26 protein-coding genes and 2 tRNA genes are annotated in these 24,871 nt (G+C 46.7%); 14 read left to right on the top strand and 14 right to left on the bottom strand.

Annotated elements, in window-relative coordinates; all coding sequences use genetic code 11:
* Window positions 1–437 precede the first annotated feature (437 nt).
* Window positions 438–1,871 (bottom strand): MDR family MFS transporter, encoded by a 1,434-nt coding sequence (locus F0316_RS06375; RefSeq protein ID WP_000082298.1) that lies wholly within the window; start codon window positions 1,869–1,871, stop codon window positions 438–440.
* 211 nt (window positions 1,872–2,082) lie between these two features.
* Here F0316_RS06375 and F0316_RS06370 point away from each other — a divergent pair, with 211 nt between their 5' ends.
* On the top strand, window positions 2,083–2,844 hold the full coding sequence (locus tag F0316_RS06370) for a substrate-binding periplasmic protein (protein WP_000950478.1): 762 nt from the start codon (window positions 2,083–2,085) through the stop codon (window positions 2,842–2,844).
* A 168-nt stretch (window positions 2,845–3,012) separates the two neighbouring features.
* Here the strand turns inward: F0316_RS06370 and F0316_RS06365 are convergent.
* Window positions 3,013–3,089, bottom strand: a tRNA-Val gene (locus tag F0316_RS06365).
* Between the two features lie 21 nt (window positions 3,090–3,110).
* A tRNA-Val gene (locus F0316_RS06360) sits at window positions 3,111–3,187 on the bottom strand.
* Window positions 3,188–3,458: 271 nt separating this feature from the next.
* Between F0316_RS06360 and F0316_RS06355 the strand changes: the two genes are divergently transcribed.
* The gene (locus F0316_RS06355; protein ID WP_046121559.1) at window positions 3,459–4,520 is read left to right on the top strand and encodes a GGDEF domain-containing protein; all 1,062 of its coding nucleotides are present in this window, start codon (window positions 3,459–3,461) and stop codon (window positions 4,518–4,520) included.
* Window positions 4,521–4,522: 2 nt separating this feature from the next.
* Here F0316_RS06355 and F0316_RS06350 read toward each other — a convergent pair whose 3' ends face one another.
* On the bottom strand, window positions 4,523–5,209 hold the full coding sequence (locus F0316_RS06350) for a DUF2726 domain-containing protein (RefSeq protein ID WP_000229272.1): 687 nt from the start codon (window positions 5,207–5,209) through the stop codon (window positions 4,523–4,525).
* On the opposite strand from F0316_RS06350, the gene F0316_RS06345 reads away from it, so the two are divergent.
* Entirely contained in the window at window positions 5,184–5,303 is a 120-nt protein-coding gene (locus F0316_RS06345; RefSeq protein WP_001890013.1) for a hypothetical protein, read from the top strand. The genes F0316_RS06350 and F0316_RS06345 overlap by 26 nt on opposite strands.
* Before the next feature lie 20 nt (window positions 5,304–5,323).
* Here the strand turns inward: F0316_RS06345 and F0316_RS06340 are convergent, their stop codons facing one another.
* From F0316_RS06340 to F0316_RS06320, 5 genes are all read right to left on the bottom strand, one after another.
* Window positions 5,324–6,127, bottom strand: a complete 804-nt coding sequence (locus tag F0316_RS06340) for a hypothetical protein (RefSeq protein ID WP_046121558.1) — start codon at window positions 6,125–6,127, stop codon at window positions 5,324–5,326.
* 131 nt (window positions 6,128–6,258) lie between these two features.
* Window positions 6,259–7,236, bottom strand: a complete 978-nt coding sequence (locus tag F0316_RS06335; RefSeq protein ID WP_046121557.1) for a chemotaxis protein — start codon at window positions 7,234–7,236, stop codon at window positions 6,259–6,261.
* A 27-nt stretch (window positions 7,237–7,263) separates the two neighbouring features.
* Window positions 7,264–8,040: a substrate-binding periplasmic protein gene (locus F0316_RS06330; protein ID WP_001198757.1), complete on the bottom strand. Its 777-nt coding sequence runs from the start codon at window positions 8,038–8,040 to the stop codon at window positions 7,264–7,266.
* Window positions 8,041–8,105: 65 nt separating this feature from the next.
* Complete coding sequence (locus F0316_RS06325) at window positions 8,106–8,792, bottom strand: response regulator (protein ID WP_000857631.1); 687 nt, start codon at window positions 8,790–8,792, stop codon at window positions 8,106–8,108.
* A complete protein-coding gene (locus tag F0316_RS06320; protein ID WP_000262313.1) occupies window positions 8,792–10,408 on the bottom strand; it encodes an ATP-binding protein in 1,617 nt (538 codons plus the stop codon). Before F0316_RS06320 ends, F0316_RS06325 begins: the two co-directional genes overlap by 1 nt.
* Window positions 10,409–10,737: 329 nt before the next feature.
* Here F0316_RS06320 and F0316_RS06315 point away from each other — a divergent pair, with 329 nt between their 5' ends.
* From F0316_RS06315 to F0316_RS06295, 5 genes are all read left to right on the top strand, one after another.
* Entirely contained in the window at window positions 10,738–10,971 is a 234-nt protein-coding gene (locus F0316_RS06315; protein WP_001250487.1) for a hypothetical protein, read from the top strand.
* Between the two features lie 167 nt (window positions 10,972–11,138).
* On the top strand, window positions 11,139–12,557 hold the full coding sequence (locus F0316_RS06310) for a TolC family protein (protein ID WP_114743389.1): 1,419 nt from the start codon (window positions 11,139–11,141) through the stop codon (window positions 12,555–12,557).
* 11 nt (window positions 12,558–12,568) lie between these two features.
* Window positions 12,569–13,543, top strand: a complete 975-nt coding sequence (locus F0316_RS06305; RefSeq protein ID WP_000859623.1) for an HlyD family secretion protein — start codon at window positions 12,569–12,571, stop codon at window positions 13,541–13,543.
* An 18-nt stretch (window positions 13,544–13,561) separates the two neighbouring features.
* Complete coding sequence (locus tag F0316_RS06300; RefSeq protein WP_172625971.1) at window positions 13,562–14,710, top strand: ABC transporter permease; 1,149 nt, start codon at window positions 13,562–13,564, stop codon at window positions 14,708–14,710.
* Window positions 14,707–15,855 carry an ABC transporter permease gene (locus F0316_RS06295; protein ID WP_114717548.1) on the top strand — a complete coding sequence of 383 codons (1,149 nt, stop codon included), beginning with the start codon at window positions 14,707–14,709 and terminating at the stop codon, window positions 15,853–15,855. Before F0316_RS06300 ends, F0316_RS06295 begins: the two co-directional genes overlap by 4 nt.
* 3 nt (window positions 15,856–15,858) lie before the next feature.
* Here the strand turns inward: F0316_RS06295 and F0316_RS06290 are convergent, their stop codons facing one another.
* A complete protein-coding gene (locus F0316_RS06290) occupies window positions 15,859–16,233 on the bottom strand; it encodes an ATP-binding protein (protein WP_001247362.1) in 375 nt (124 codons plus the stop codon).
* Between the two features lie 140 nt (window positions 16,234–16,373).
* Here F0316_RS06290 and metA point away from each other — a divergent pair, with 140 nt between their 5' ends.
* Window positions 16,374–17,315, top strand: a complete 942-nt coding sequence (gene metA, locus F0316_RS06285; RefSeq protein WP_001122740.1) for a homoserine O-acetyltransferase MetA — start codon at window positions 16,374–16,376, stop codon at window positions 17,313–17,315.
* 208 nt (window positions 17,316–17,523) lie between these two features.
* Window positions 17,524–18,237, top strand: a complete 714-nt coding sequence (gene pilW, locus F0316_RS06280) for a type IV pilus biogenesis/stability protein PilW (protein ID WP_000799875.1) — start codon at window positions 17,524–17,526, stop codon at window positions 18,235–18,237.
* A gap of 3 nt (window positions 18,238–18,240) precedes the next feature.
* On the opposite strand, the gene F0316_RS06275 is transcribed toward pilW, so the two are convergent.
* The 3 genes from F0316_RS06275 to F0316_RS06265 all read right to left on the bottom strand — a co-directional run bounded on the left by F0316_RS06275 (window position 18,241) and on the right by F0316_RS06265 (window position 20,129).
* Window positions 18,241–18,465 carry a hypothetical protein gene (locus tag F0316_RS06275; protein WP_001217307.1) on the bottom strand — a complete coding sequence of 75 codons (225 nt, stop codon included), beginning with the start codon at window positions 18,463–18,465 and terminating at the stop codon, window positions 18,241–18,243.
* Between the two features lie 72 nt (window positions 18,466–18,537).
* A complete protein-coding gene (gene rlmF / locus F0316_RS06270; protein ID WP_149560310.1) occupies window positions 18,538–19,626 on the bottom strand; it encodes a 23S rRNA (adenine(1618)-N(6))-methyltransferase RlmF in 1,089 nt (362 codons plus the stop codon).
* Entirely contained in the window at window positions 19,623–20,129 is a 507-nt protein-coding gene (locus F0316_RS06265; protein ID WP_000553153.1) for a M48 metallopeptidase family protein, read from the bottom strand. The genes rlmF and F0316_RS06265 overlap by 4 nt, the downstream gene beginning before the upstream one ends.
* Before the next feature lie 173 nt (window positions 20,130–20,302).
* Between F0316_RS06265 and F0316_RS06260 the strand changes: the two genes are divergently transcribed.
* On the top strand, window positions 20,303–20,536 hold the full coding sequence (locus F0316_RS06260) for a glutaredoxin family protein (protein WP_000832721.1): 234 nt from the start codon (window positions 20,303–20,305) through the stop codon (window positions 20,534–20,536).
* A gap of 30 nt (window positions 20,537–20,566) precedes the next feature.
* Here F0316_RS06260 and F0316_RS06255 read toward each other — a convergent pair whose 3' ends face one another.
* Entirely contained in the window at window positions 20,567–21,436 is an 870-nt protein-coding gene (locus F0316_RS06255) for a LysR family transcriptional regulator (RefSeq protein WP_057567947.1), read from the bottom strand.
* Between the two features lie 105 nt (window positions 21,437–21,541).
* Here F0316_RS06255 and F0316_RS06250 point away from each other — a divergent pair, with 105 nt between their 5' ends.
* The 3 genes from F0316_RS06250 (at window position 21,542) to F0316_RS06240 (ending at window position 24,866) form a co-directional block, all read left to right on the top strand.
* A complete protein-coding gene (locus tag F0316_RS06250; RefSeq protein WP_149560309.1) occupies window positions 21,542–22,759 on the top strand; it encodes an MFS transporter in 1,218 nt (405 codons plus the stop codon).
* Between the two features lie 56 nt (window positions 22,760–22,815).
* Window positions 22,816–23,364: a DUF1415 domain-containing protein gene (locus tag F0316_RS06245; RefSeq protein ID WP_000102802.1), complete on the top strand. Its 549-nt coding sequence runs from the start codon at window positions 22,816–22,818 to the stop codon at window positions 23,362–23,364.
* Between the two features lie 179 nt (window positions 23,365–23,543).
* A complete protein-coding gene (locus F0316_RS06240; RefSeq protein WP_149560308.1) occupies window positions 23,544–24,866 on the top strand; it encodes an IS4 family transposase in 1,323 nt (440 codons plus the stop codon).
* Window positions 24,867–24,871: the final 5 nt, after the last annotated feature.

The raw sequence follows: 24,871 nt of genomic DNA, 5'->3' as shown, positions 1-24,871 counted from the left end.
TCTCTCACGCCCTCCACTGCAACAATCGAGTGAGAAGGCAGTTAGCAAAGATCAAACAGTAGGCTCACGACGCACAGTCCAGCCTTTTACCAAGCATAGCAATCCTACTATCGAACATTCTGTGAAGTGAATCGCACAGTGTAAACGCTTTCACAAGTTATCACTAAGGCAGCCAAACTCATCTGCTCTAAACGCCGCATATTGTGAAGTCTGATAAAAAGGTAATGGATGTCAAAGCAATAGCAGACAAGGAACACCCAATCAACGGGAATGTTTGACGGTCAGTGACAGCGCATTGCGCGTGGTACTCCGCCAAATTGAGGGAGAGATGTCATGCTCTCATCAAGCATCAAAGTTAAACGTTTACACAAAGCGTACAGGGCGAGTCAATCTGGTTACTGCACCTACAACTCCAAATCGTTTAGATATAGTGATATTTAAGAGTCAAAAGCGTAATCATCCAACTGAATTTTCGGAGCGCGCAACGCATTCAATGCCCCGAGCAACGCAAGCAGCGCCGCAACCGCAAAGCCAATTTGAAAAGCATGCAAAATCTCACTTTGTGGCAATGCGGCAATCGCCTGCAAACCACTGTTTGGCGATAAACCGGGGAGTAAGGAGTAAATCAATGTACCAAAGAAAGCGGTGCCGACCGATGCCCCTAACGAGCGGCTCAGTGAAGCCATCGCGGTGATCCGCCCTAAATTGGCTTTGCCTGCCAATGTTTGAACTAAAACTTGGGTTGAGGGCATCACAGTGCCTAAGCCTAAACCACATAAGGCGGCAATCGCACTCACCACGGGCGCAGAGAGTGAAAACATCGCCAACACAGCAAAGGCGCAGCTACTCAAACTCATACCAAACACAGGCAAAAATTTGGGCACTCCTGTTTTAGCAATCACTTTACCGGTCGTATAGGCGCCACCAATAATGCCGCACGACAGGGGGATAAGCAGTAGTCCCGATTGTGCTGCGTTAACTCGTAAGCCGAGCTGTAAAAAAATCGGTAAAAAGAAGATCAGCGCAAACAAACAGGCCGCGAAAATGAACGTGGAGAGCAGCGGAATATGTATTTCACGACGCGCCAATAGACGGAGTGGCAAAAAGGAAGCCGTGACTCGCTTTTGCTGGGCGATAAACAGCAAGCTCGTTAAAACAAATGCACTCACTAGGCTTATGCTGGTGACCGAGAACCACGGAAAATAGTGCCCGCCAGCCGAAAGCCAATAGATGATGAGAGTCATCATACTGGGAAACAGGATAAGCCCAGCCACATCAATTGAAGCCTCAGACTTACGCGAACTTTGCACAAATTGAAATCGTGCCAGTCGATACAAAGCGATGCCCACAAGCGGCAGGTTAAACCAAAACAGCCATTGCCAAGAAAGGTAGGTTACCAATACACCGCCTAACACTGGCCCCCCAATACTGGCCACCGCAAACAGTGAGGAAAAATAGCCCTGAAAACGGGCACGCTCGCGGGGCGGTACTAATTCCCCGATCAAGGCTTGTGATAAGCTCATTAAGCCGCCGCTACCCAATCCTTGAACAATGCGCCCAGCCACCAACCACGGCATATTCATTGCAAAAGCACAAATGACTGAACCTAAGGCAAAAATACTCAGTGCAATCATTAACATCGGTTTACGTCCATACTGATCCCCTAACCAGCCGTAAACCGGAACACTGGCCGCACTTGCCAGCATGTAACCAATCGCAATCCAAGAAGAAAGTTGCAAGTTGCCCAGATCGCGCACAATCGCAGGCGTCGCGGTAGCCAGCAAGGTTTGATCAACGGCCGCCAAAAACATTGGCAAAAAAACCGTAAAAAAGATGCCCAAAAAGGTTTTTCTATCTACAGGCTGCGACATACCTTCCTCATCGATAACTCACTAGAACACGACAACATCCACTTAAGATATTCATAAAATCAGCATGATGTGGACATCTCGCGGTCAAGCTTACTCCTTAAATTTCGTCAACTGAATCAAAAAAGCCGATAAAAATTAAACCTATGATTTGACAGTGAGGAGTCAACTTACCCATGATTCAAAGACTAGCCTAGACCACCAAGGAACCGTCATGCTGAGCAACGGATACTTAAAACGTTATGTGCGCTGCTGCTTGCTCATCATAGGATTATGTCCCGCGCTGCTGTATGCACAATCCTCCCCCAACGCAGAGGATAAACTCGTGCGTATTGCATCCGGCGAATGGCCACCTTTTATCGGCAGTGATTTACCTAACTATGGTTTTGTTGGTGAAATCATCACCCAAGCTTTTACCAAGCAAGGTTATCAAGTGGAATTCCAGTTTTTACCCTGGGCAAGAGCTTATGCTGAAACCCAACGCGGTTTGTACGATGCCACTGCGATCTGGATGCACAGCGCGGAGCGTGAAGTCGATTTTTTCTATAGCTTGCCAGTGAGCCAAGAAGAGTTTGTTTTCTTTTATCCCGTTAAAAAGCCATTTGATTGGAAAACCTTAAGTGATTTAGCCCCTTATAAGTTAGGCGGCGTACTGGCCTACAGCTATGGTAAAGAGTTGGATGCCCTACTCGACTCTGGCGTACTGACGATGGAACGCGATGGCTTAGCGGCAAAAAATCTCGAAAAACTCGCTAAAGGCCGAGTCGATCTGGTGCCGGAGGAAAAACATATTGGCTACTACCTCATCAACCAACAAATTCCACACTTGCAAGATTTGATCACCCACCACCCCACACCTTTTCTCACTAACAGTAATTATCTGCTGTTTCCCAAGCAAGGTGCGCGCAGCCAAGAGCTATTAGGCGTGTTTAATCATTACCTCGTTCAAACGCAAAAGAAGAAGAAAAAACAGTAGCGATAGACTTGGAATATCAGGTAAGAGGCATGTGAACTCATACCATGAGCATAGATAGACCAACAATCAGCGTTGCCAAGAGCACAGCAACCGCAAATAGTTGTAGTGACGAAAAGCACAAAGCCCGCGTTAAGCGGGCTTTGTGGGGTGTTCATCTTGAACAAATTCTGGTGCGTCTAAGTGGACTCGAACCACCGACCCCCACCATGTCAAGGTGGTGCTCTAACCAACTGAGCTATAGACGCATACTGTTTTTAAGCTTCTCATGGTGCGTCCGAGTGGACTCGAACCACCGACCCCCACCATGTCAAGGTGGTGCTCTAACCAACTGAGCTACGGACGCATCGCTTGAGAACGAGGTGGATATTAGCGGCAGTTTTTCTGACGTGCAAGCCCAATTTCTTTGTTTTTGAATCGTTTGGCTTTTCTGTCATCATTTTGATGTTTTTTTGTGCTTTTAGTGTTCTTTTACGGCCTGAGTTTACTGAACCGCGAAGAGTTTGCAGAATTAGAGCGCCGTCTACTTTTGTGACATGCATTCAAGATCAATATTGATCAAGATATTCAACTCTGTACTATAAACGCTTACGTTTAGCCCCGGAGAGGGTGAGTGCATGGATGCTAGGTTATTTGACAATACACAAACGCTTCGAGCTTCAGTGCTATGCGGCCTAAGTTTCTTTTGGGCTTTGATCGCTTTCTTGATGGCGCTGATCAATTTCTGGTCAACACAGTTAGTCGAACTCGCGTCACTTGAGCTCGTTTGCGCTTTCTACTCCCTGTATATTTATTCTCTGGCTAAGCGTCGTATTCATACAAAACAACAAGTTTATCTTTATTTGTTTATATTAACTGGCACAACGCTTTTCGCGACCTATATGAAGCCTTTAATGATGGGGGTTTATATTTGGAGCTGCTTCGTTCCCATCCTGTTTTACATTTTTACCTCTGCTCGCTTTGCCTTTGTTACCTCTTGCCTGTTTTTGATCATACAAAGCAACATTATTTACTGGCAGTTGCAGCAAACTGGCGCGGCCATCTCTTGGTCAGTGCTCCTGCATCTTTGCTTTGCTTATATCGGAATTTGGGTGGTTGCTCATGTTTACGAAGATAACCGACGTAAAATTGAAAACTCCCTACTCTATCTTGCTTCGCGTGATCCTTTAACTGGCGCACACAACCGTTTGTCACTCACTACATCATTTCAACATTTTGAACGGTTTAGTGATCAAACCTCACTCTGTTTGCTCGTCATTGATTTGGATTTTTTCAAATCGATTAATGACCAATTCGGCCATGACACCGGAGATAAAGTGCTGATTGAAACCACTCGCCTTTTTACTCAAGTTGTCGGTGACAACAATTTATATCGAATTGGCGGTGAAGAGTTTTGCGTTACTTTATTTGATCAATCGCTTGAGCAAGCAGGGCGAGTTTGCGAACGCTTAAGAGCGATTGTCAGCCAGCATCTGTTCGCGTTTGGAGAGAAACGAGTACAAGTGACGATCAGTATCGGGGTGTGTGAATATCAAGCAGGAGATCAACTGAACGATCTCCTGAAATTTGCGGATATGGAATTGTATCGAGCCAAAAAGGCGGGAAGAAATCAGGTTCGTCTATTCAGACATGCCTCAACCAATGCCACTGTGGTTAATCAACAAACCGAAAACGTGTGAGGTTAGACGCTGGTATTGCTGGCGTTGTCCTCTTCTTCAAATTCATAAACCACGTTGTAATTTTCCGTGTAGGAACAGTGTGGTTGTCGACTACAGGTAAAGAAGCGTCTTCCTCGGTATTCTCCTTGTGTGGCAACTTTAATCACCATAGGACTGCCGCAGCGTTTACAAAAACGCACTTCCTGCTCGGTTTGAATTAAATCGATGTGCGCGGCGAGTAAACGCCTTAACTTACCGACTTGATAACTCATGCGAATATTGGTGCCAATCAATGGGATATTGGCCGATTTACAAACGTGCAGCAGCAACTTTTCTCGTTCTACTTTGCCCTTTTGCAGCTCTTTCCCATCATCCAATTCGAGCACGACTCTGGGTTCAAGCGTTCTTGCATCGCACACCACAAAGTCAAAGTAGCTTTTTGAGATCTTGTTGTAAGCAATAAACCAATGCTTTTTGTTCGCGACTTTACTTGGAGTGATCACATTGGTCATATTCACTTTCGCTAAGACCACACCATGATCGCCAACCGCACTCACTAGTGCGTTAAAGAAAGCGCTTTCCTTCATATCCAGTAGTGGGCCTTTCTTTTTATAGGCATAGTCCTTTGTGTCATCGTGACGAATGACATATTTTTGAATCACGAAAAAGAACAGAACTAACAGTATGACGACAATAAAAATTTCAACCATAAAGTATTTGAGCCAAAGAAAAGAGTTAGTGTCATTGATAACTGATGTTGTACTGAAAAACCAGTTTCTATTGCTGATTTTGTGCGGAAAATAAAGTGGTTAGGGAAACACGGGTTATTTATCTTCAACAGGTACCTGCAACTCAATCACCTGTCTTTGATCAAGCCTTAATAAGGAGAGCGATTCTCCCCAATACTTCTCGGTTAGTTCACGCATTAAGCCGGACTCTTGCGCCGCCTTCAGTGCTTGTTCCAATAGCGCTTGATACTGAGCAGCTTGAGGACTGAGGTAAAATTTAAAATCTCGCTGATATTGAAATAATAGATGCTGCTCTATCGCTAAATGCGGATTGAGAATGGATTCTTGATAGATTTCAGTCACACCGCGCGGGAAGTAGTTCACCGCCCCCGAGACAGAAAGCTTTTTGTATAGGCCACGCCACTCTCCATTTTGGATATAAAAAGGTAAATGGTTGGAGCGCCAGACGGCAATATCCAGCCATCCCTCACCTAGCCCAGCCACCAGCCGTGTTTGACGAAATTCATTTAGGTTAGAGACTTTATCTAAACGGCTTTGTAAGCTGGGCGGAATTAATAAAATGCGTTGCCCTATCAAACCATTGGTTAGGGGCACATCGACATGAACAAACTTTTTATTGCGCTCTGGGGTTTCCAATAACCAAGTGAGTGACAGTTGATTGTTTTCAACCATTTTCACCACTCGTTTCTGCGGCAAATGAGTATATGGCGTTTCCACCACTAGAGAGATGCCTTGATCGGCTAAAGCACGAGCCAACAACTCATGATAATAGGCATGCCCGCTATCGTTTTGTGCCGCTAAAACCAAAGTAATGGTTTGATGGTTAGCAAAAGCACTTGTCGAGAACCATAGGAGAATGGATAACCAAGATATGCGCATATCGCCTCCACTGCGACTTCATCTTCTACCTTTCATCTGCCAGCAAGATACAGATTATTCTTTACTGTAGAACACATGAGTGATGGCGACATTCTCGCTCCTGAGAAAAGCAGAGCAACGCTCCACCCATCTCACATATTCAGGATATATTTATCCATCATCGCGACCATTTTACCGATCTCAGGTTTCGTCAACGTATCATTAGCACCAAGTGCTAATGCTTTGGCACGGTTATCATCACTCATCAATGATGAGAACATGACTATAGGCATCGAGGAATACGAATCATCATCACGTAAACGTTTAATAAGGTGCATACCATCCATTCTTGGCATTTCCACGTCCGTGACGACGGCATCGACCAGTTCACTAACAGGAATATTCTCCTCTTTTGCCGATTGCTTAAGTTCCATCAGCTTTTCATGGGCCTCGCCACCATCTTTACAAGCGATAATGTTGTAACCCGCTGAACTCAATGTGTCTTGGATTAAGCTTCGTATAAAGGCAGAGTCATCAACGACCATAATGGTTTTCGCATTACGCTTGGTCACCATACGCTGGTTGAGATCGACTTTTCTGTCCACCGTCACATCGTATTTTTCCATACTCAGTTCAGGGTTGATATCAGAAATGATCTTCTCAAAATCCAGGATCATGATGAGCTTTTTGTCTTGTCGAACGACCGCAACCACACAATCTTGCTCACCCGCTTCGAGGAACTGGCTAGGTGATTCCACATCGTTCCACGAAATACGATGAATACGGCTGATACTGTCGATCAAGAAACCATTTGTCATACGGTTGAAGTCGGTGACTATCACGTATTTCTTACTGATATCCGTTGAAGTCGGCACACCGAGCCATCCGGCTAAATCCACCAAGGGGGTTAAAATTTCCCGTGAAGAAAATACCCCAATCATGTGTGGCTGGGCATTCGGATAGTCAGTCGTCTCTGGAACCCGAATAACTTCACGAACCTTGGCAACGTTAATGCCGTAATAACAGGTTTTGGTCCGCCCATCGGGAAGCACTTTTTCGAGATGAAACTCAATGATTTCTAGCTCGTTAGTGCCGCTTTCAGTCAAAATAGTACTGCTTGGGTTGCTCATAATCGTCACATCTTCTCGGGATGGTTATCAATATTTGTCCAGTATTGCCTGATAACGAGTTACACCATTCTCATTGACGCTGTTTTTGATCAGCTCAATGCCTTTTTGTAAATCGTTCAATACCGACTTATCTATGTTTTTGTTAAATGCGTAATACAGTGAACCTTGCATCAAAACGTATACCGTTTCAAATTCTTCAACGGGATAGCTATCTTGGCTCATCCACCAAAGTGCGGTTCTTTCATCATAAGCGAGCAGATCAATGCGTTTTTTTAGCAATTGCTCGGCCAAGCTACTGACGGTGGAACCTTCTACCATGGATTCCCGTGGTACACCGAGTTGCAGTAATTGCTGTTCTCCAATGTCATCACGGATCACACCAATTCGGTAATTTCCTAACTCGATAGGGTCATTCACTTTGATCTGACTCGACTTTCGTGCCAGCACTACCACTTTGATATCGGCAATAGGGCCGACCCAATTAAATAAATTTTCACGATGTGTTGTACGTGTCGTAGAAAAAAGTACTCCATCCTGTTTTAACAACGCCGACCGATAAGAACGTGGCCAAGGTTGAACAAAAATCTGCTCCAAGTTCAAGGTAACATTAACCGCTGCCGCGGCTTCTAGGAGTAAATCCACCGCAATCCCCGCGGGTTTACCGTCTTCTTTAGCAAAATTCAGTGGTGGATAGTTTTCTGTGTAGTAGGTTAACGATTCCAGCCCCTGAGCCTGAACCTTCACACTAGGACTAAAGCTCAGAACGACACCCAGTACTGTTGTCAAACAAAAACGCCATTGCATCTGTCGACCTCATCACATTCGTGTAATCTGTTTAAACTTTAGATGCAGTTATCCAATCCGTCTAATCAGGATGTGTGACGATGTAATTTACGGTACGTTCGTTCTGGGCGTCCCACCGTACCATAACTGAGATCGGCCTCCAACTCTCCAGCAGTGATAAGATACTCAAGATAGCGTCGGGCTGTTGTGCGGCTAGCCCCAATTTTTTCACCTGCCTCGTCCGCCGTCAGCATGGTAGCCGTTTGAAATAACAACCGAATCTTATCCAATGTCACGGCGTCAATGCCTTTCGGTAAACGTTGCGGTAAGGCTTCTGAGGAATGTGTGGTGAACATTTTGTCGACTTTTTGCTGATCAAAATCCGCCAACTGTTTTAGCTCAGCTTGCCGCATTTGGTATTTTCTTAGTGCGGTTTCCAGCCTTGGAAACATCACAGGCTTGAGCAGATAATCCACCACACCACCACGCATCGCTTGTTGCAGTGTCTCCACCTCGCGCGCCGCCGTAATTAAAATCACATCGCAATGAACATTACGTCCACGAATCCATTGCAACAGCTCAAGGCCCGTTCCATCCGGTAAATAAACGTCCAACAGCACCAAATCGGGGTTAAGCACTTCCATCTGTAAACGCGCATCCGCTTGAGACATCGCGATCCCCACTACCTCAAAGCCTTCTAACTGACTCAAATAGCGATGATGAAGCTGCGCTATCGCAGCATCATCTTCAATGATTAGGAGTCGGGTTTTCATTACAACTCATCCTTGGGTAAATACACTGTCATTCGAGTACCTTGCGCTTTGCTGTGCATGTCCAGTTGTCCTTGATAACGATCGGCAAGCTGTTTGACTAAAAACAGCCCCACCCCTCGGTTTTGCACGGCTTTGCTCGACACCCCTTTTTCCGTTAGCTGCCAATGTTCCAGCTCTTTAGGTAAACCGCAACCTTGATCATCCACTTCCAAAATGATTTCGTTACCAAAATCACTGATCGAGACCTCAATCACTCTGCGTTCCGGTGGAACCGGCGACAGCGTGCGTATCGCGGTTAAGGTCGCTTCAAACGCGTTGTCTATAAGGTTACCGAGAATGGTCACCACATCTTCCGCTTTGATATGAATCGGCAGCGTTTCTAAGCGCGCCCCTTCTTCCACCATGAGTTCCAAGCCTAGCTCACGAGCGCGCTCTGTTTTGCCAAGCAGCATCCCTGCAATCAGAGGGTCTTTAATTGTTTCACGTAAAAACTCAATCAACACTTGATAGTGCTCGGTTTCTTGACCAATCAGTTGCTGCACGGCATCCAATTCACCCATTTGCAATAACCCACTGATAGTATTCAATTTATTTCTGTGCTCATGGGTCTGAGAACGCAGCATCTCTGCGTACTCACGGGTTTGAGCCAACTGCTCAGTGAGTTCATTAATTTCATCACGGAGACGGAAACTGGATACCGCCCCGACGACTTTTCCCTCAACCACGATCGGGCTGCGGTTGGCAATTATCCAATGCTTATTCAGATAGAGCTCAATATCGTGATCGGTTCTTCCGGTCGCCAAAACCGTATAGAGATCGCTTTCTGGCAGAATGGTGGTCAAGCGTCGATTAAGAGCTTGTTCGCGGCGTAATCCCAAAATTTCACAGGCACTTTTATTGATCGAACGTAAGATCCCTTTGTCATCAATACTGATGATCCCCTCTTTGAGGGTGCTCATGGTCACATCCAGTTCCACGTACAAACGGGCAATTTCTTCCGGCTCAAACCCCAAAATAGCGCGCTGAAAACGTCGCGAGGCATAGCTAGAAACCAGTGCATTGGCGCCAACCACCAGTAACGCGGTAGCAATCAGATAGAATAAAAATGGCTCAACGCGGTCTTGTAGCCGCTCAATTAAATAGCCAACCGAAACGACACCGATGATTTGACCGTGTTGATCCACCACCGCCGCTTTACCACGAACCGATTTGCCTAACGAACCTTGAGCGAAAGAGACATAAGCTTCGCCTTCCACTAGCGCTCTCTCGTTATCGCCCCCAACCATAGGCTTACCGATCCTTTCATCAATGGGATGAACTAATCGAATACCTTGATTGTCGCCAATCACAATAAATGCTGCGCCTATCAGTTGGGTCAGTTCACGATAGCTTTGCTGCTGGTCATCTGAAGCACGGCCGGTCTTGATCATGTTGATGACCGCTGGCGTTTGTGCAAGGAATGCCGCAACGCCCAACGCTTTCTGGCCAACCTCTTGCTCTTGAGAATGTTTGACGTACATAAACCCTGCGGCAACCAAAAGTAGCAGCTCAATCAGACCCGATAAGGTCATGATGATCAGCATTCTCTTGCGGAAGGTAATACTGCTCCACACCATTGTTCACTCCTTGCTAGCGAGTGAAAGCTAACATCAATTTAACATTGGGGCGAAGCTCGCAATACATAACTGTGAGGCTGGCACGAGATTCACGTTAGCGATATGCCAGCAAGGCAGATCATGGCATCAAAAAAAATAAAACCAATTGCATATCTGTTTTATGGCACAGGTCACAACAAATAGGCACTTTGCTCCGGCACCTTTCTAGGTTAAGCAGTATACTTAATGCGCAGTGAGCATAAACCTAACTGGGATGCAATTCAGGCATAAGACTGAGAATAGAAATTGCGGCCAAGTTCACTCAATAACACGTCAGAAGGAATAGAGACATGAGAAGAGATGCTTTTGGAATTTGCCTATCCAAAGACATGCTTTGTGAGCATTTACACTCGACATTTACTCATGTGAGGGCTTACGAAATCGAGCCAGAAACGCATGATGAGATGCGTGTTTTGTTCGCTTTTCCTCAAATGTCAGGCAAAGACGTACTGACGACCATGCAGGGAACCAAAAAGTTAGTTTGGAGAGCCGATTACTATTGCCCCTCCTACCCTCATTGTTGATCACTTTCCTACGTTCAAGACACGTTTTTGGGCGTCAAAACCGATTACTCAAACAACTGGCTTGCTCTTGCAAGTCAGTTTTTTATACTGCAGCCCTTAACTCTTTGTTTGACTTCATCATCCAAAAAATAGAGCATTAGCTCTAAATTCATTCTGTCGAGCTCAAAATGAAAGTGAAATCTCTCTCTCTGGCGATCTGCTCTATATTATTTATGCCGATTGCTCATGCAGCGCCTCTCTCATTTCAAGAAGCTTGGGACTTGCTGCAACAACAAAACAACTCGCTTGCGGCGCAAAGAGCCAATGTGGAACGTTACGCTCATCTGAAAGATGCCACACAAAATCTCAATCTACCCTCGGTCAGTGTGGGAGCCAATTTTACGCGGCTTGATCAGGATGTAACACTTTCCGGCAAGCAGATTTTTGATAGTACGGGTCAGGTACTGCCTGCACTTCCTCCAACACTTGCTCAATTGGTTGCGGGTATTGGCTCTATTCAATCTACCATAACTGAACGCGATATTTTCACTTCCTCGATCCGGGCGATTTGGCCAATTTTTACTGGCGGACGAATTACTGCTGCGCAAGATGCCGCCGCAGGTAAAGAAGATGAAGCGCAAAGTCAGCTCGCGATGGAAATACAAGCGCGATATGAAGATTTAGCCAAATATTACTTTAGCGTGGTGTTGGCCAAAGAGGTGCTCGCTACCCGAATCGCGGTTGAAGAGGGACTCACGCAACACAGAGATAATGCCCTTAAACTTGAGCAACAAGGACAAATTGCTCATGTCGAGCGCCTGCAAGCAGATGCATCACTGGATAAAGCCAAAGTTGAGCGTAAAAAAGCACAAAAAACCTTGGACATTGCGCAAAGTGCGCTAACCCAAATTTTAGGCGCTACAGAAACCGTAGAACCGAGTGGCATGCTGTTCATCAATACCAGCTTACCGCCCATGCACGCCTTCATCGAACAAACACTCAATACCTATCCCGGCTTAAGCCTGCTCGATGCCAAAGAAAAGCAAGCCAGCAGTCTCATTAAAGCTGAGCAAGGGAAATACTACCCAGAAGTCTATCTGTATGGCGATTATAGCTTGCATGAAGATGACTCACTCGCTAGCCAAATGAAACCGGATTGGTTGGTTGGCGTTGGCGTCAATATTCCGCTGATTGAAAACAGCGGGCGTAGTGAACAAGTCAAAGCAGCCAATAGCGCAGTGAATCAAGTGCGCTATTTAAAAGCGCAAGCGAAACAAGATCTCAGCGTGCTGGTGGAAAAGACCTATCTCGAAGCAGAACAAGCGTTAGAAGAAGTCACAGGACTCAATTCCAGTCTGAATTTGGCACAAGAGAACCTGCGTTTACGCCAAAAAGCGTTCAGCCAAGGTTTATCCACCTCTGTCGATGTGGTGGATGCCGAGCTTTATCTGGCCAGCATTCGCACCCAACAATCGCTAGCGAGCTTTAACTATCTCATTTCACTAAACAAATTATTGGCTCTGTCGAGCGAGATGAGCAGCTTCTCCACTTACCATCAATCCGCAGTTGCTCTCTCTTCACTGCACCAAAGCGCCACGGCTAAGTAAAAGGAATCCAAATGAAAACGGTAAAAACGACCTTAATGACGCTCACCGCTGTCGCTGTTGTTGGCTGGATTGGCTATCGCTTTTATCAAGCCTATCAACCTGAACCAGTCACATTGCAAGGCCAGATTGAGTCTCAGCAGTACAGCATCTCCTCTAAAGTGCCGGGGCGCATTGACCAAGTTTTGGTGCGCAAGGGCGATCAAGTGGAAAAAGGCCAACTGATCTTCACTCTACTCAGCCCTGAAATTGATGCCAAGTTGGAACAAGCGATCGCCGGCCAGAAAGCCGCGGGGGCACTGGCTCAAGAAGCAGAAAATGGTGCGCGTGAACAGCAGATTCAGGCCGCCAAAGATCAATGGCTCAAAGCCCAAGCGGCAGCAGAACTGGCTGAAAAAACGTATCTGCGCGTCAATAACCTTTACAACGATGGTGTGGTGTCCGAACAAAAACGGGACGAAGCGCAAACCCAATGGCAAGCTGCCAAATACACCGAAAGTGCAGCGTTGCAGATGTATCAATTAGCCAAAGAAGGTGCACGAGAAGAAACGAAACAAGCCGCGCTCGAAAAAGCACGCATGGCTGCTGGTGCTGTCGCCGAAGTCGAGGCGTATGCAGCAGATACCAAAATCCAGAGCTGGTTTGATGGTGAAGTATCACAAGTCTTGATGCACAGTGGTGAGCTGGCTCCGCAAGGTTTCCCTGTCGTCACAGTGGTCGATACGCAAGACACTTGGGCAGTATTTAACGTGCGTGAAGATCTGCTCAAACACTTTACCCAAGGTGCTCAGTTTACGGCTTATTTACCGGCTCTGGATAAATCCATCGAGTTTAAAGTTACTCACGTCGCCGTGATGGGCGATTTCGCCACTTGGCGCTCAACCGATGCCACTCAAGGGTTTGACCTACGTACGTTTGAAGTGGAAGCACGTCCAGTCACGCCAACCGAAGGCCTGCGCATGGGCATGAGCGTTGTTGTTAAGTTATAAGTTGTGGTTGAACTTAAAATGAAGCACGCCATCCCCCGCCAATGGACGTTACTGCGTCACGATAAATGGTTACTTTCCTGTTTAACATGGGTGCCCATTCTGCTCGCCGTCTCCATTTGGTGGATTTTTTCCCAAGGCATAGCGCGCGATCTGCCGTTTGGTGTGGTGGACTTTTCCCACAGTCAGCTTTCACGCCAGCTTATTCGTGAGGTCGATGCGACATCGACACTGCTTGTCAGTCAGCATTTTGCGAGCGTCGATGAAGCCAGCCAAGCAATGCGCAGTAATCAGATCTATGGCTTTATGGTGATCCCCGCACAATTCGATAAAGCCATTTATCGTCAAGAGCAGCCGCAAGTAACGACCTTCTACAACAGCCAAATGATCTTGGTCGGTAAGCTCGTTAACTCAGCGGTGGTGCAAGCACAAGGCACATTTAATGCTCAAGTGGATGTTATAAAAAATCTCGCCACCAAAACGCATACTACCCTTGCGGCCATGGGGCGCTCGGTGCCCGTGCGCACGCAAATAACGCCACTCTTTAACCAAAATACCAACTACGCGCAATTTTTAGTGTCGGCGATTGTCCCCGCATTGTGGCAAATCACCATTGTCGTTAGCACCATTTTGATTCTGGCAGCCAACTATCGTCATTACGGGTTAAAGTCTTGGCTCGCGCAGTCTCCCTTAACCCAGTTAACCCGAACCCTATTGCCCTATCTCCCCATTTTCATGCTGCAAGGGCTTGGTTTTTTGAGCTGGTTTTATGATGTACTGCGCTGGCCTATGTTTGGTCACTTTTCCACTTTGCTGTTTGCTCAATCGATTACCGTGGTGGCATGCGTGATCATGGGGGCATTTTTCTACTTCCTCACGCTCGATCCCGCTCGCGCGATGAGCTTTGCTGGCGCTTTCACTGCGCCCAGTTTTGCCTTTATGGGGATCACCTTTCCGGCAAGCGATATGAACACGCTTGCTCAAGCGTGGCGCAATTTATTACCGATCAGCCACTACATTGAAGTGCAAGTGAACCAAGTGAGCTATGGGCTTGAGGCCTTAAGTTCTTTACAACCTATGGTCAATATGTGGGGCTATCTTCTGCCGCTTGGTTTGGCGCTACTTCTGATCCGCAAACATTTAGCGCGGGAAATGGGAGCTGCCGTATGACCCTATTTGAGCTATTTAAAGCAGAATTAAAAGCACTCTTCACCAACCCTGTTGTCGTGCTGACCGTTTTTGGTGGTGTGGTGTTTTATTCTTTCCTCTACCCGCTTCCTTACGCCAAGCAGATCCCCCGTGAACAGACCATTTCTGTGGTCAATCTCGATCAAAGTCAGGCCAGTTTTCAACTGGAGCGGATGGTGGATGCCACGCCGCAAGTCAAAATTGTTCAGCGTGATCACACCATTGCCGATGCCAAACAAGCTTTCTTAGACAAGAAAGTGGCTGGCATACTGGTTATCCCTGAGCATTTCTACAAAGACTTATTGTTAGGGAAAAGCCCAACGCTCGCTTATGCGGGTGATGCTTCCTATTTTCTGGTTTACGGTACGATTGTTGAAGGTTTAGCTCAAGCGGGCGGCACACTCGCAGCACAAACCAAAGTCAGTCGTTTGGTCATCGAAGGTGAACCGATGGCGTTTGCCGCGCAGCATTTCTCGCCAACTAGTGCCAACCTGAAACCCACTTTTAACCCACGTATGGGCTATGTCGATTACGTCGTACCCGCCGTTTTTGTATTGATCCTGCAGCAAACGCTGATCATGGCGGCTGGATTGATGGTTGGGACACAAAAGCAAGGTCACGGCTATTGGAGCCGAGTCGCTCCTGCCAAACTGTTGTTAGTGCGTAGTTTTGTGCTGGTTGCAGTCTACTACTTGCTGAGTCTTTATTATTTCGGTGCCAGTTTTGATTTGCACGGCGTAAATACGTTAGCAAAGCCAAGTGATCTCATCAGTTTGCTCTTGCCGTTTTTATTAGCCTGTAATTTTGTCGGTATTGCGTTAGGTGCAGTGACTCCGAGACGCGAACTGGTCACTTTGGTGGTGTTAATTAGCTCCATGCCACTGATTTTTACCGCTGGATTTATTTGGCCGTTGGAAATGATCCCCGCGCCTTTAGTCTGGCTTGCGCAGTGCTTCCCAAGCACGCCGGCAATCCAAGGCTTTCTGGGTTTAAACCAAATGGCGGCCAGTTGGTCAACCATAGCACCAAAATGGACACTCCTTTGGGCACAGGCTTTGGTATGGGGCGGTTTGGCGTTTTATCTTTTACGCCGAGATCTTCAGCGTACCGCTAAACACCCACAATAATGTCTACTCTTGCCACTGTTGACGCATGCGTTCGACAGTGGCTTCATCCACCCCATGCACGTTTTGATAACGCTCTCGACACACCAGAATCGTCAGCTTAGCTCGATATTGTCGGGCAAGTTTTCGGTATACCGCCATCTCCCAATGCCGAACAAAAGTATTCGATACCACCACGTCTTTGCCTTGTTGCAGCCAGTATTCCGTCTGTTGTTGGCACCATTCATGGGCTTGCGCCAAGTATTCGGGGCGAAAATGGTACTCACCTTGTGGATTAACAAAATACATGTCTGCTTCCAGATGTACAGCAGACAAGGTCTTCGCCAAGGTTGATTTCCCCGAACCTGGCAAACCGCGAATAAGGGTTAAATGAGGTCGCATACTTGATTCACAGTAGTCAATTGTGCCGAGAGATACTAACTTAGATTGAGGTTCGTTGCATTTTGCTATCGACAATAATTTTCGGTTGAGTTATAAGTCTGGATGTTTAGACGTCCAAATTAATGCTTAGGGAGAAAGCTGTGCCGATTAGAATCCCCGACCAATTACCGGCGAGTGATGTGCTACGTAACGAAAACATCTTCGTTATGTCCGAATCGCGTGCTTCGACGCAGGAAATACGCCCACTCAAGGTGCTATTGTTAAACTTAATGCCTAAAAAAATTGAGACGGAAACTCAGTTTTTACGCCTCTTGTCCAACTCCCCTTTGCAGGTCGATATCGAGCTACTGCGCATCGATGACAGGCCAAGCAAAAATACTCCAGAAGAGCATCTCAACACCTTCTATCGCCAATTTGAGCTGGTCAAAAATCGCAACTTCGATGGGTTAATCATCACGGGCGCGCCACTGGGCTTAGTACAATTTGAGGATGTCGCCTATTGGCAGCATCTACAAAACATCATGGCTTGGGCTAAAGCGCATGTGACCTCCACTCTTTACATCTGTTGGGCGGCGCAAGCTGGGCTGAAGCTGCTGTACAATTTGCCCAAACGTACGCGTGAAGAGAAACTGTCCGGTGTCTATTACCACGACATCCACAAGCCGTTTCACCCTCTACTGCGTGGGTTTGATGATCGCTTTCTCGCTCCGCACTCTCGCTACGCAGATTTTGATGCGGAATTTTTGGCTGAGCATACTGATCTCGATATTCTGGCAACGTCCGATGTGGCGGGCGTTTATCTCGCAGCGACCAAAGATAAGCGTAACGTGTTTGTGACTGGCCACCCTGAGTACGATGCTTACACCCTACATGGTGAATATGTGCGTGATCTGGGCGAAGGGCTTAATCCTGCGATCCCCGTCAATTACTACCCCAATGACAACCCAGATAACAAACCTTGTGCCAGTTGGCGTAGCCACGGGCACTTGCTGTTTGCCAACTGGCTTAACTACTGCGTTTATCAACAAACACCGTATGATTTGGAAAAATTCAGCGAAGCCAATTTTACCAAAGACGAATAATCCTTTCGGCCGCCATGTGCGGCCTTTTATCCCTTTACTCGCCTTTCCGCCTTTAACTTCTGCCTGATATCCCATCCACTTGGCGTTGCAGCTTCAAGCCAGAAGGGGGATACATAAATAGATTTGCCAACTGACTCGCAGACTTAACCCTCACCGCTCGGCCTCCCAATTGAATTGCCTATCATTGGTGCGTTAACGGGAGGGATGTATGAAAAATGTGTTTGGTTTAGGGCTCATCATCGCCTTAGCAGGTTGCGTCACCGTCACTGAAACGGCGGGTAACGCAACGCAAAGTGACCCAACTGAGATGGCAGAGGCGCGCATTGCCCTTGGTTTAGGCTATTTAGAAAATGGCAGCATGATCAAAGCACGGGAAAATTTAGAAAAAGCACTACAGCATGCGCCGGATTATTACCGCTCACAACTTTCAATGGCGCACTATTATGAGGCTGTTGGTGAGAATGATTCTGCGCGGAAAATGTACCGTACGGCACTAAGCGAGCACCCGAAAAACGGTAATGTGCTGAATAACTTCGGTACCTTTTTGTGTAAGCAAGGTGAGTATGACACGGCTGATCAATACTTTCGCCGAGCGGTCGAGCAACCTTATTACTACTTAATTTCAGCCAGTTACGAGAACGCCGGATTGTGTGCTCTCAAAGCAGGGAAAACGGATAACGCTCGTGAATACTTCAAACGTGCTATCGATCACGATCCAAATCGTCTTCTGTCCATTTTACAGCTGACTAAAATGGAGATCGAAGCCGGCGACTACACACCCGCTCGCTTACGTTTAATGGACTTGAATCAGCGTTATGGCTATCAAAAAGCCTCACTCAAACTACTGATTGAATTAGAAAAACGCGCTGGAAATTCAGCGTTAGAGCAAAAATATCAAACCCTATTAAATTCACTCTCTTAAGCTTTATTTGATATTGGTCGGACGACCACCGCCCTGACGATCTCGATAATGAGTGCGCCGCAATCGGCGCACTTTTTGTGCGCGCTGAATTTTTAAGTATTCGCGATAAATAATGCGAATAAAGAAAACCAACCCAATCAAGAGCAATAACGCAAAAATACTCATAAAAGGAACACACAGCCAATGAGGCTGGCAGGGTGCGTAGAGTGGAACGTCTTCAATTCTCATCTTGCCCCTCCTGGATTTTTATTTAGGAGCGATTGGCTTTTTACTTTTCATGTTCAGTAACTTGTTTAAAGCTTAACATTTTGCCTGCCACCACAGCTTGCGCTGCTCTGCATTTTGAAAACTCCAAGCAATAAAGCGACTTATCTTCTGCCCTTGTGCCATCTCTATTACATGTATCGACTGAGCCCCGAGTTTTTCCAGCTGTTTTTTCATGCCACGAACGTTATCACCTTTAGAAATCAAAGTGCTAAACCAAAGCACTTGCTGCGCGAACTGCTGGCTTTCTACCGCCATTTTACCAATGAAAGCCGCTTCTCCTCCTGGACACCATAACTCGGCTTTCTGACCACCAAAATTTAACCTTGAGTGGCTTAACGTTGGCGTTGCTAAGCGGCCTTTCTTGCGCTGATTTGCCTGTAAGTTGGTCAACTTTCGCTGGGTTCCTTGCTGAGCGTCAGCTAAGGATGCATGAAAAGGCGGGTTGCAAGTCGTCAGCGTATAAAGCTCATTCGCCCCAATAATGCCGTTAAAAATATGTTGGCTGTTCTTTTGCAGGCGAAATTCAATATGGCCTTGCAGCTTCGAGTTGCTTTGAACAATCAAACTCGCTTGTTGTATTGAGACAGGATCGACATCACTGCCAACCCATGACCATCCGTATTCCGTCACTCCAACAATCGGATAGATACAATTTGCGCCCACGCCAATATCCAGTGCTGTGACTTGCGAAGGGTTTAATTTTGGATTCTCCTTAAGCAGCAGATCGGCCACGCGATGAATGTAATCCGCACGACCCGGAATGGGCGGGCATAAGAAGCCCTCTGGAATATCCCAATAGGTGACACCGTAATGCAGAGCCAAAAGCGCTTTATTGAGTAACTTGACCGCGATCGGATCGGCAAAATTAATCGTCCATTGCCCTTTAGGGTTTTTCATCACATGGAATTGCAACTCTGGCACGACCTTAATCAGTGCCGGAAAATCATACTGCCCGCGATGACGATTGCGTGGATGCAACCCAGATTTAACGGCAGCGACTTCTTCACCTTGTGCTTTGTGGGTTGGCGGCTTCTTAGTTTGCTGCTTTTTCACAACTGGCTTATTGGCTTTCGGTTTTCGATTTGTTTTTTGCCCATGTTTTGGCTTAAGTGGAGTGTTCATGCTTTGCCTGCCTTGAGCTCTAGCACCATCATGTATAGCCGTGCATCCAGTTCAAGCTGATGATAATTCGGTTCCATATGGCAACAGAGCTGATAAAACGCTTTGTTGTGTTCTTTCTCTTTTAAATGCGCCAGTTCATGCACTACTAACATGCGCAGTAACGGTTCAGGTGCTTGTTTAAACACATTGGCAATACGTATTTCATTTTTCGCTTTCAGTTTATTGCCATGCACCCGAGAAACGTAACTGTGTAACCCCAGCGCATTATTAATTAGATGAATTTTTCCGTCATACACCACTTTACTGAGCGGAGCCGTTTTCTTCATATATTGGTTTTTTAAAGCCATGGTGAAGTCAAACAGCGCTTTTTCACTCTGGATATCGTGCCGCTCAGGATAACGCTGCTCAAACCAAGGTATCAGCTTGTCGTTTGCGATCAGTTGAGCAACTTGTTCAACAATGTGTTGGGGATATCCCTGAATGTACTTCAGTGCAGGGTGCATACTCATTTCGCGTGCTCAGTTCGGGTTACAAAAAAGGTCGGCAAGTTTACTCAATTTCCACTCAAGAATCACTTACACCAATAAGTATGAGCGCTTCAAGTAGGAAGGGGATATTTGCATCTCCAGCCGACTCTCGATACACTTTGCGCCCTTTTGATACATGAGAGATTCCAATGAAACGCGTGGTTTTGTACATAAAAGATAAATGCCCACATTGCAAAGACGCCCAGCGTTATCTGGACTCAAAAGGCATTAAGTACCGCTTATGCAACGCAAAAATGGAACGCGGCCGCAAAGAGCTTGATGCTCTCGGCGCTCGCAGTGTACCAGTACTAAAAATTGGTGATCGTTTGATGATCGGCTGGAACCACACCAATTTTGAACGTATCTACAGCAGTAAAGATTAATAGCAGCAAAGATGAATGCTCTTCTTGGCGCTAAACGTACTTTTTCACAAACTCGATAAAAGTACGATCGGCATTGGACAGATAACCTTCTTTACGCCAAGCCAATGCAAGATCAAGCCACACCGGCGGTTCAAACGGAATCGCCTTCACTTCCGGTTCATTGCTGGTCACCAACTCCAACAGCGCGGTAATCGCATATTCATGTTTCACTATGCTTAAAATCATAGGTAACAAATTGGTTTCAAAAGAAAAATCTGCAGTAAACTTATGTTCTCGGCACACTTTATCGATAAAGTCTCGGTGAAAATAACCGGGTTTAAACATCACCAGTTCATGCTCAAAAAACTCGGCAAAAGTAAGATGACGACGTTCAGCTAACTCATGATTTTTGCCAACCACAGCAACCATTTGCGAAGAGAGCAGCGGATCCGCTGCCAAATCGTCCGGCAGATCGTGATTCAAAATCACCCCAATATCCAACTCGCCTGAGAGCAGCATTTTTCGGATCGATTGAGTACCCGCTTCAATCACCGTCATTTTCAGATTCGGAAAGTGGCTTTTAAACGCCATAATGATTTGCGGGAAAAAGTAAGAGCCCATCATGCTTGGCGTGCCAAGGCGCACTTCACCTTTCACGACGCCGTTGAGCTCATCAACCGCCAATTGCGCGTCACTGACTTGCTGCAAAATGCGCTTGGCATGCTCAAGCAACACTTCACCTTCATGAGTTAGCGTGACTTTTCTTTCATCTCTTTTGAATAAGGTAACACCCAGCTGCTGCTCAAATTTCTTAATCGAAATGCTCAGTGCAGGCTGCGCAATATGCAGTTGCTGCGCGGCTAAGGTAAAACTTTCCCATTCTGCCACGGTCACAAAGTGACGCAGTTGTCGAACTTCCATCATATATCCTGTATATCGCAACCATATTTTTAATATATTTCATTAATCGAGATGCCACTGCTATCGTGATCACATCACCGCCTTTTTGCATCTTGGATCCGCTGTATGATTGAACTGCATTCTCCTCAATATTTAAAAGTGACCTTTGCCCTCGCCTTCGGCTCATTTTTAGTTTTCTGCAATCTTTATCTTTTCCAACCTATGCTGCCTTATTTGGCGAATCACTTTGCGGTTTCGGAAACCCAAATTAACTGGTTGTTTGCAGCGTCAACCTTAGCCTTATCACTTTGCCTCGTGCCTTGGGCAGTCACTTCGGAAGCCGTTGGGCGACGCTTAGTGATGCTGACTGGCTTATTTGCTATGCCTGTGATTGGCTTAGCCATGCTTTATACTGAGCAATTTTGGTTTTTAGTGCTCACCCGCGCTTTAATGGGCGTGGCTTTAGCGGCTTTTGCTTCGGTTGCGGTGGCGTACATGGTGGAAGAGCTTTCTCCGCAAGCGTTTGGTAAGGCGATTGGTGGCTATATTGCGGCAAACTCATTGGGCGGTATTACCGGCCGCATTGCTGGAGGGTTACTCACCGATGCCCTTGGTTGGCAACATGCAGTCGTTGCAATGGCCGTTTTTACTCTGCTCGGCGCACTTTTGGTCGCGTATTTGCTGCCCGTTCAACAGCATTTCAAACCACAGCGTGGGCTGTTTTTCCATCACAATCGTGCGTTGGTCAAACATCTGCAAAACCGCACACTCTGGCTCGCTATGTTGATTGGCGGAGTTAACTTCGCGCTGTTTGTTAACCTCTATTCCGTCATGGGATTTCGTTTAGTCGCCGAACCCTATTCACTGCCCATCGGTATTGCTTCACTGATTTTCGTCTGTTATTTGGCTGGAACACTGAGCTCAAAGCTCACCGCCAACTGGAACCGGCGTTTCTCAGCGATTCCCGGCATGATGCTTGGCGCACTCATCAGTATGGCGGGCATGTTGATTGCGTTGATTGAAGCGATACCCGCCATGCTGGCCGGTTTGATTTTGATTAGCTTCGGCGCCTTTTTCACCCACACTTTGGCTTACGCTTGGGTTAGTCAAAAAGCCACACAAGCCAAAGCCACCGCGACTGCACTTTACTTGGTTCACTACTACATCGGCGGTAGTTTAGGTGGTTTTTACCTGCTGTACTGTTGGCAACACGGTGGTTGGGAAATGGTCACACTCGGCGGATTGGGACTTTACTTCATCTTGTTTATCCTTGGTTGGCGCTTAAGCCGACAAAAGAAACAAACGCCACAGGGTAGTCAGGCTTTGGCCAGCCCTTCGGCCTAAGTTGTGCTATGCTCAGCGCCACATGATACAAGTAAAACGAAGAATCTGAGCTCAACATGTCAACAGAAACCATTATTCAAGAAGTCGATCACTGGCTTAATCAGGTCGTGATCGGCTTAAACTTATGCCCATTTGCCGCAAAACCGCAGCGTAATCAGCAAATTAAAATCTATGTCAGTGAAGCCCGTGATGAAGAAGCGCTGCTGCAAGATATTTACGATCAGTTGCTTGAACTTGATACTAAAGAGCCGCAAGAGCTTGAAACCACTCTCGTCGTTGTACCAAACCTGCTGCACGATTTTGTTGATTACAATTTTTACATCGACTGGGTGGAAGCGTTAATTCGCCAACAAGACTGGGAAGGTGTTTTTCAAGTCGCGACGTTTCATCCTGATTACTGCTTTGCAGGCACAGATCCAGAGGATGATGAGAACCTCACCAACCGCTCACCCTACCCAATCTTTCACCTGATCCGCGAAGAGAGCATGGAAAAAGTGCTAAAACACTACCCAAATCCAGAAGCCATCCCAGAGACCAATATCGCAAGAGTCAGCAGCCTTTCTGCACAAGAAAGAAAACAGCTTTTCCCTTATCTGTTTCGCTAAACACATCAGCGTATTGATCTCCACAATCGTGCAAGCTAATACTAAGTAGACTTCATTCTCTCCAGAGACAAAAATCCCGCCAGTCGGCGCAATGCCGATCAGTTAAGCAAAAAATGATCGGTTGAACGATCCTGAGAGGATGTCAAAATCCGAGTGTTTCTACGCACTCGGATTTTTTTATGTTCTTAAGACAAGCCCTCGACCGAATACATCAATTCTCTGCTGACCAACTCAATGGTCTATCCGATCTTCTTTGCCCTGAACTCATTAATCAATGTCTTGAGGACACAGGCGTCGCGACGCTTCGTAAGCGTAGGCTCCCCATGGAATTGATGGTATGGAGCATTGTGGGTATGTCACTTTATCGGCATCTATCGATGAGTAAAGTTGTCTCTCAGCTAGATATATTACTTCCGGGTAAGAAACCCTTTGTTGCGCCGAGTGCGATTATCCATGCCCGTAAGAAGTTGGGGCATGAGCCAGTAGAAGCGGTGTTCAACCAAACTCAGCAATTGTGGCATGACAAAACCCCACATCCTGACTGGTACGGGCTCACGTTACATGCTGTTGATGGCGTGGTCTGGCGAACACCAGATACGGCCGACAACGATAAGGCTTTTAGCCGAACAGGTAATCAAACCACGACGTCAGACTATCCTCAAGTTCCCATGGTCTGCCACATGGAATTAACGAGCCATCTGCTCAACAGTGCCGCCTTTGACTCCGTCTCCGTCAGTGAGGTTGACCTCACTGCTCAGCTTATCGACAAAGCCCCAGATAATAGCCTTACCCCGTTTGACAAAGGCTTTTATGCCTTAGGACTTCTCCATCGTTGGCAAAGCCAAGGTAAGGAAAGGCACTGGCTAATTCCCCTGCGTAAAGGGGCGCAATATAAGACATTGAGAAAACTGGGACGCGGTCAGGAGCTGATTGAACTCTCGCTGACTGCTCAAGCGAAAAAGAAATGGGCAGATGCGCCGGATACACTGGAAGCCAGACTCATTACCACCAAGGTAAAAGGGAAAGAGGTCCAACTGCTGACTTCAATGACCGACCCCAAGCGGTACATAGGGGCAGATATTGCAGAGCTCTACAGTCATCGTTGGGAAATCGAATTAGGTTATCGAGAGATGAAGCAGTACATGCTTCAAAATAGCCTAACGCTAAGAAGTAAAACGCCGGCGTTAGTCAAACAGGAGCTTTGGGGGATGCTGCTCGCCTACAACCTGCTGCGTTTTATGATGTGTCAGATGGCGTATTCATTGGACACGGTAATGCCATACCAAATAGGCTTTAAGCAGGCATCGATATTTTTGGTTAGTCAGTTGCAGATGCTCCCGGCTGTCGCACCTGGAAGATATCCAGAAGTGCTCCGATATATCCTCGACATGGCAGAGAGCTTTGTGCTTCCAGAGAGGCGGGAGAGGACATATCCAAGAGCAGTAAAGAAAAGGCCTAGTCGCTATGCGACTAGGCCTTCTAGAAAGCGTAACTCAGCTTAATTCAC

It is taken from the genome of Vibrio cholerae, assembly GCF_008369605.1.
In the GTDB taxonomy this organism is placed as follows: domain Bacteria; phylum Pseudomonadota; class Gammaproteobacteria; order Enterobacterales; family Vibrionaceae; genus Vibrio; species Vibrio cholerae.
This window is presented reverse-complemented; position numbering and strand designations above follow the sequence as displayed.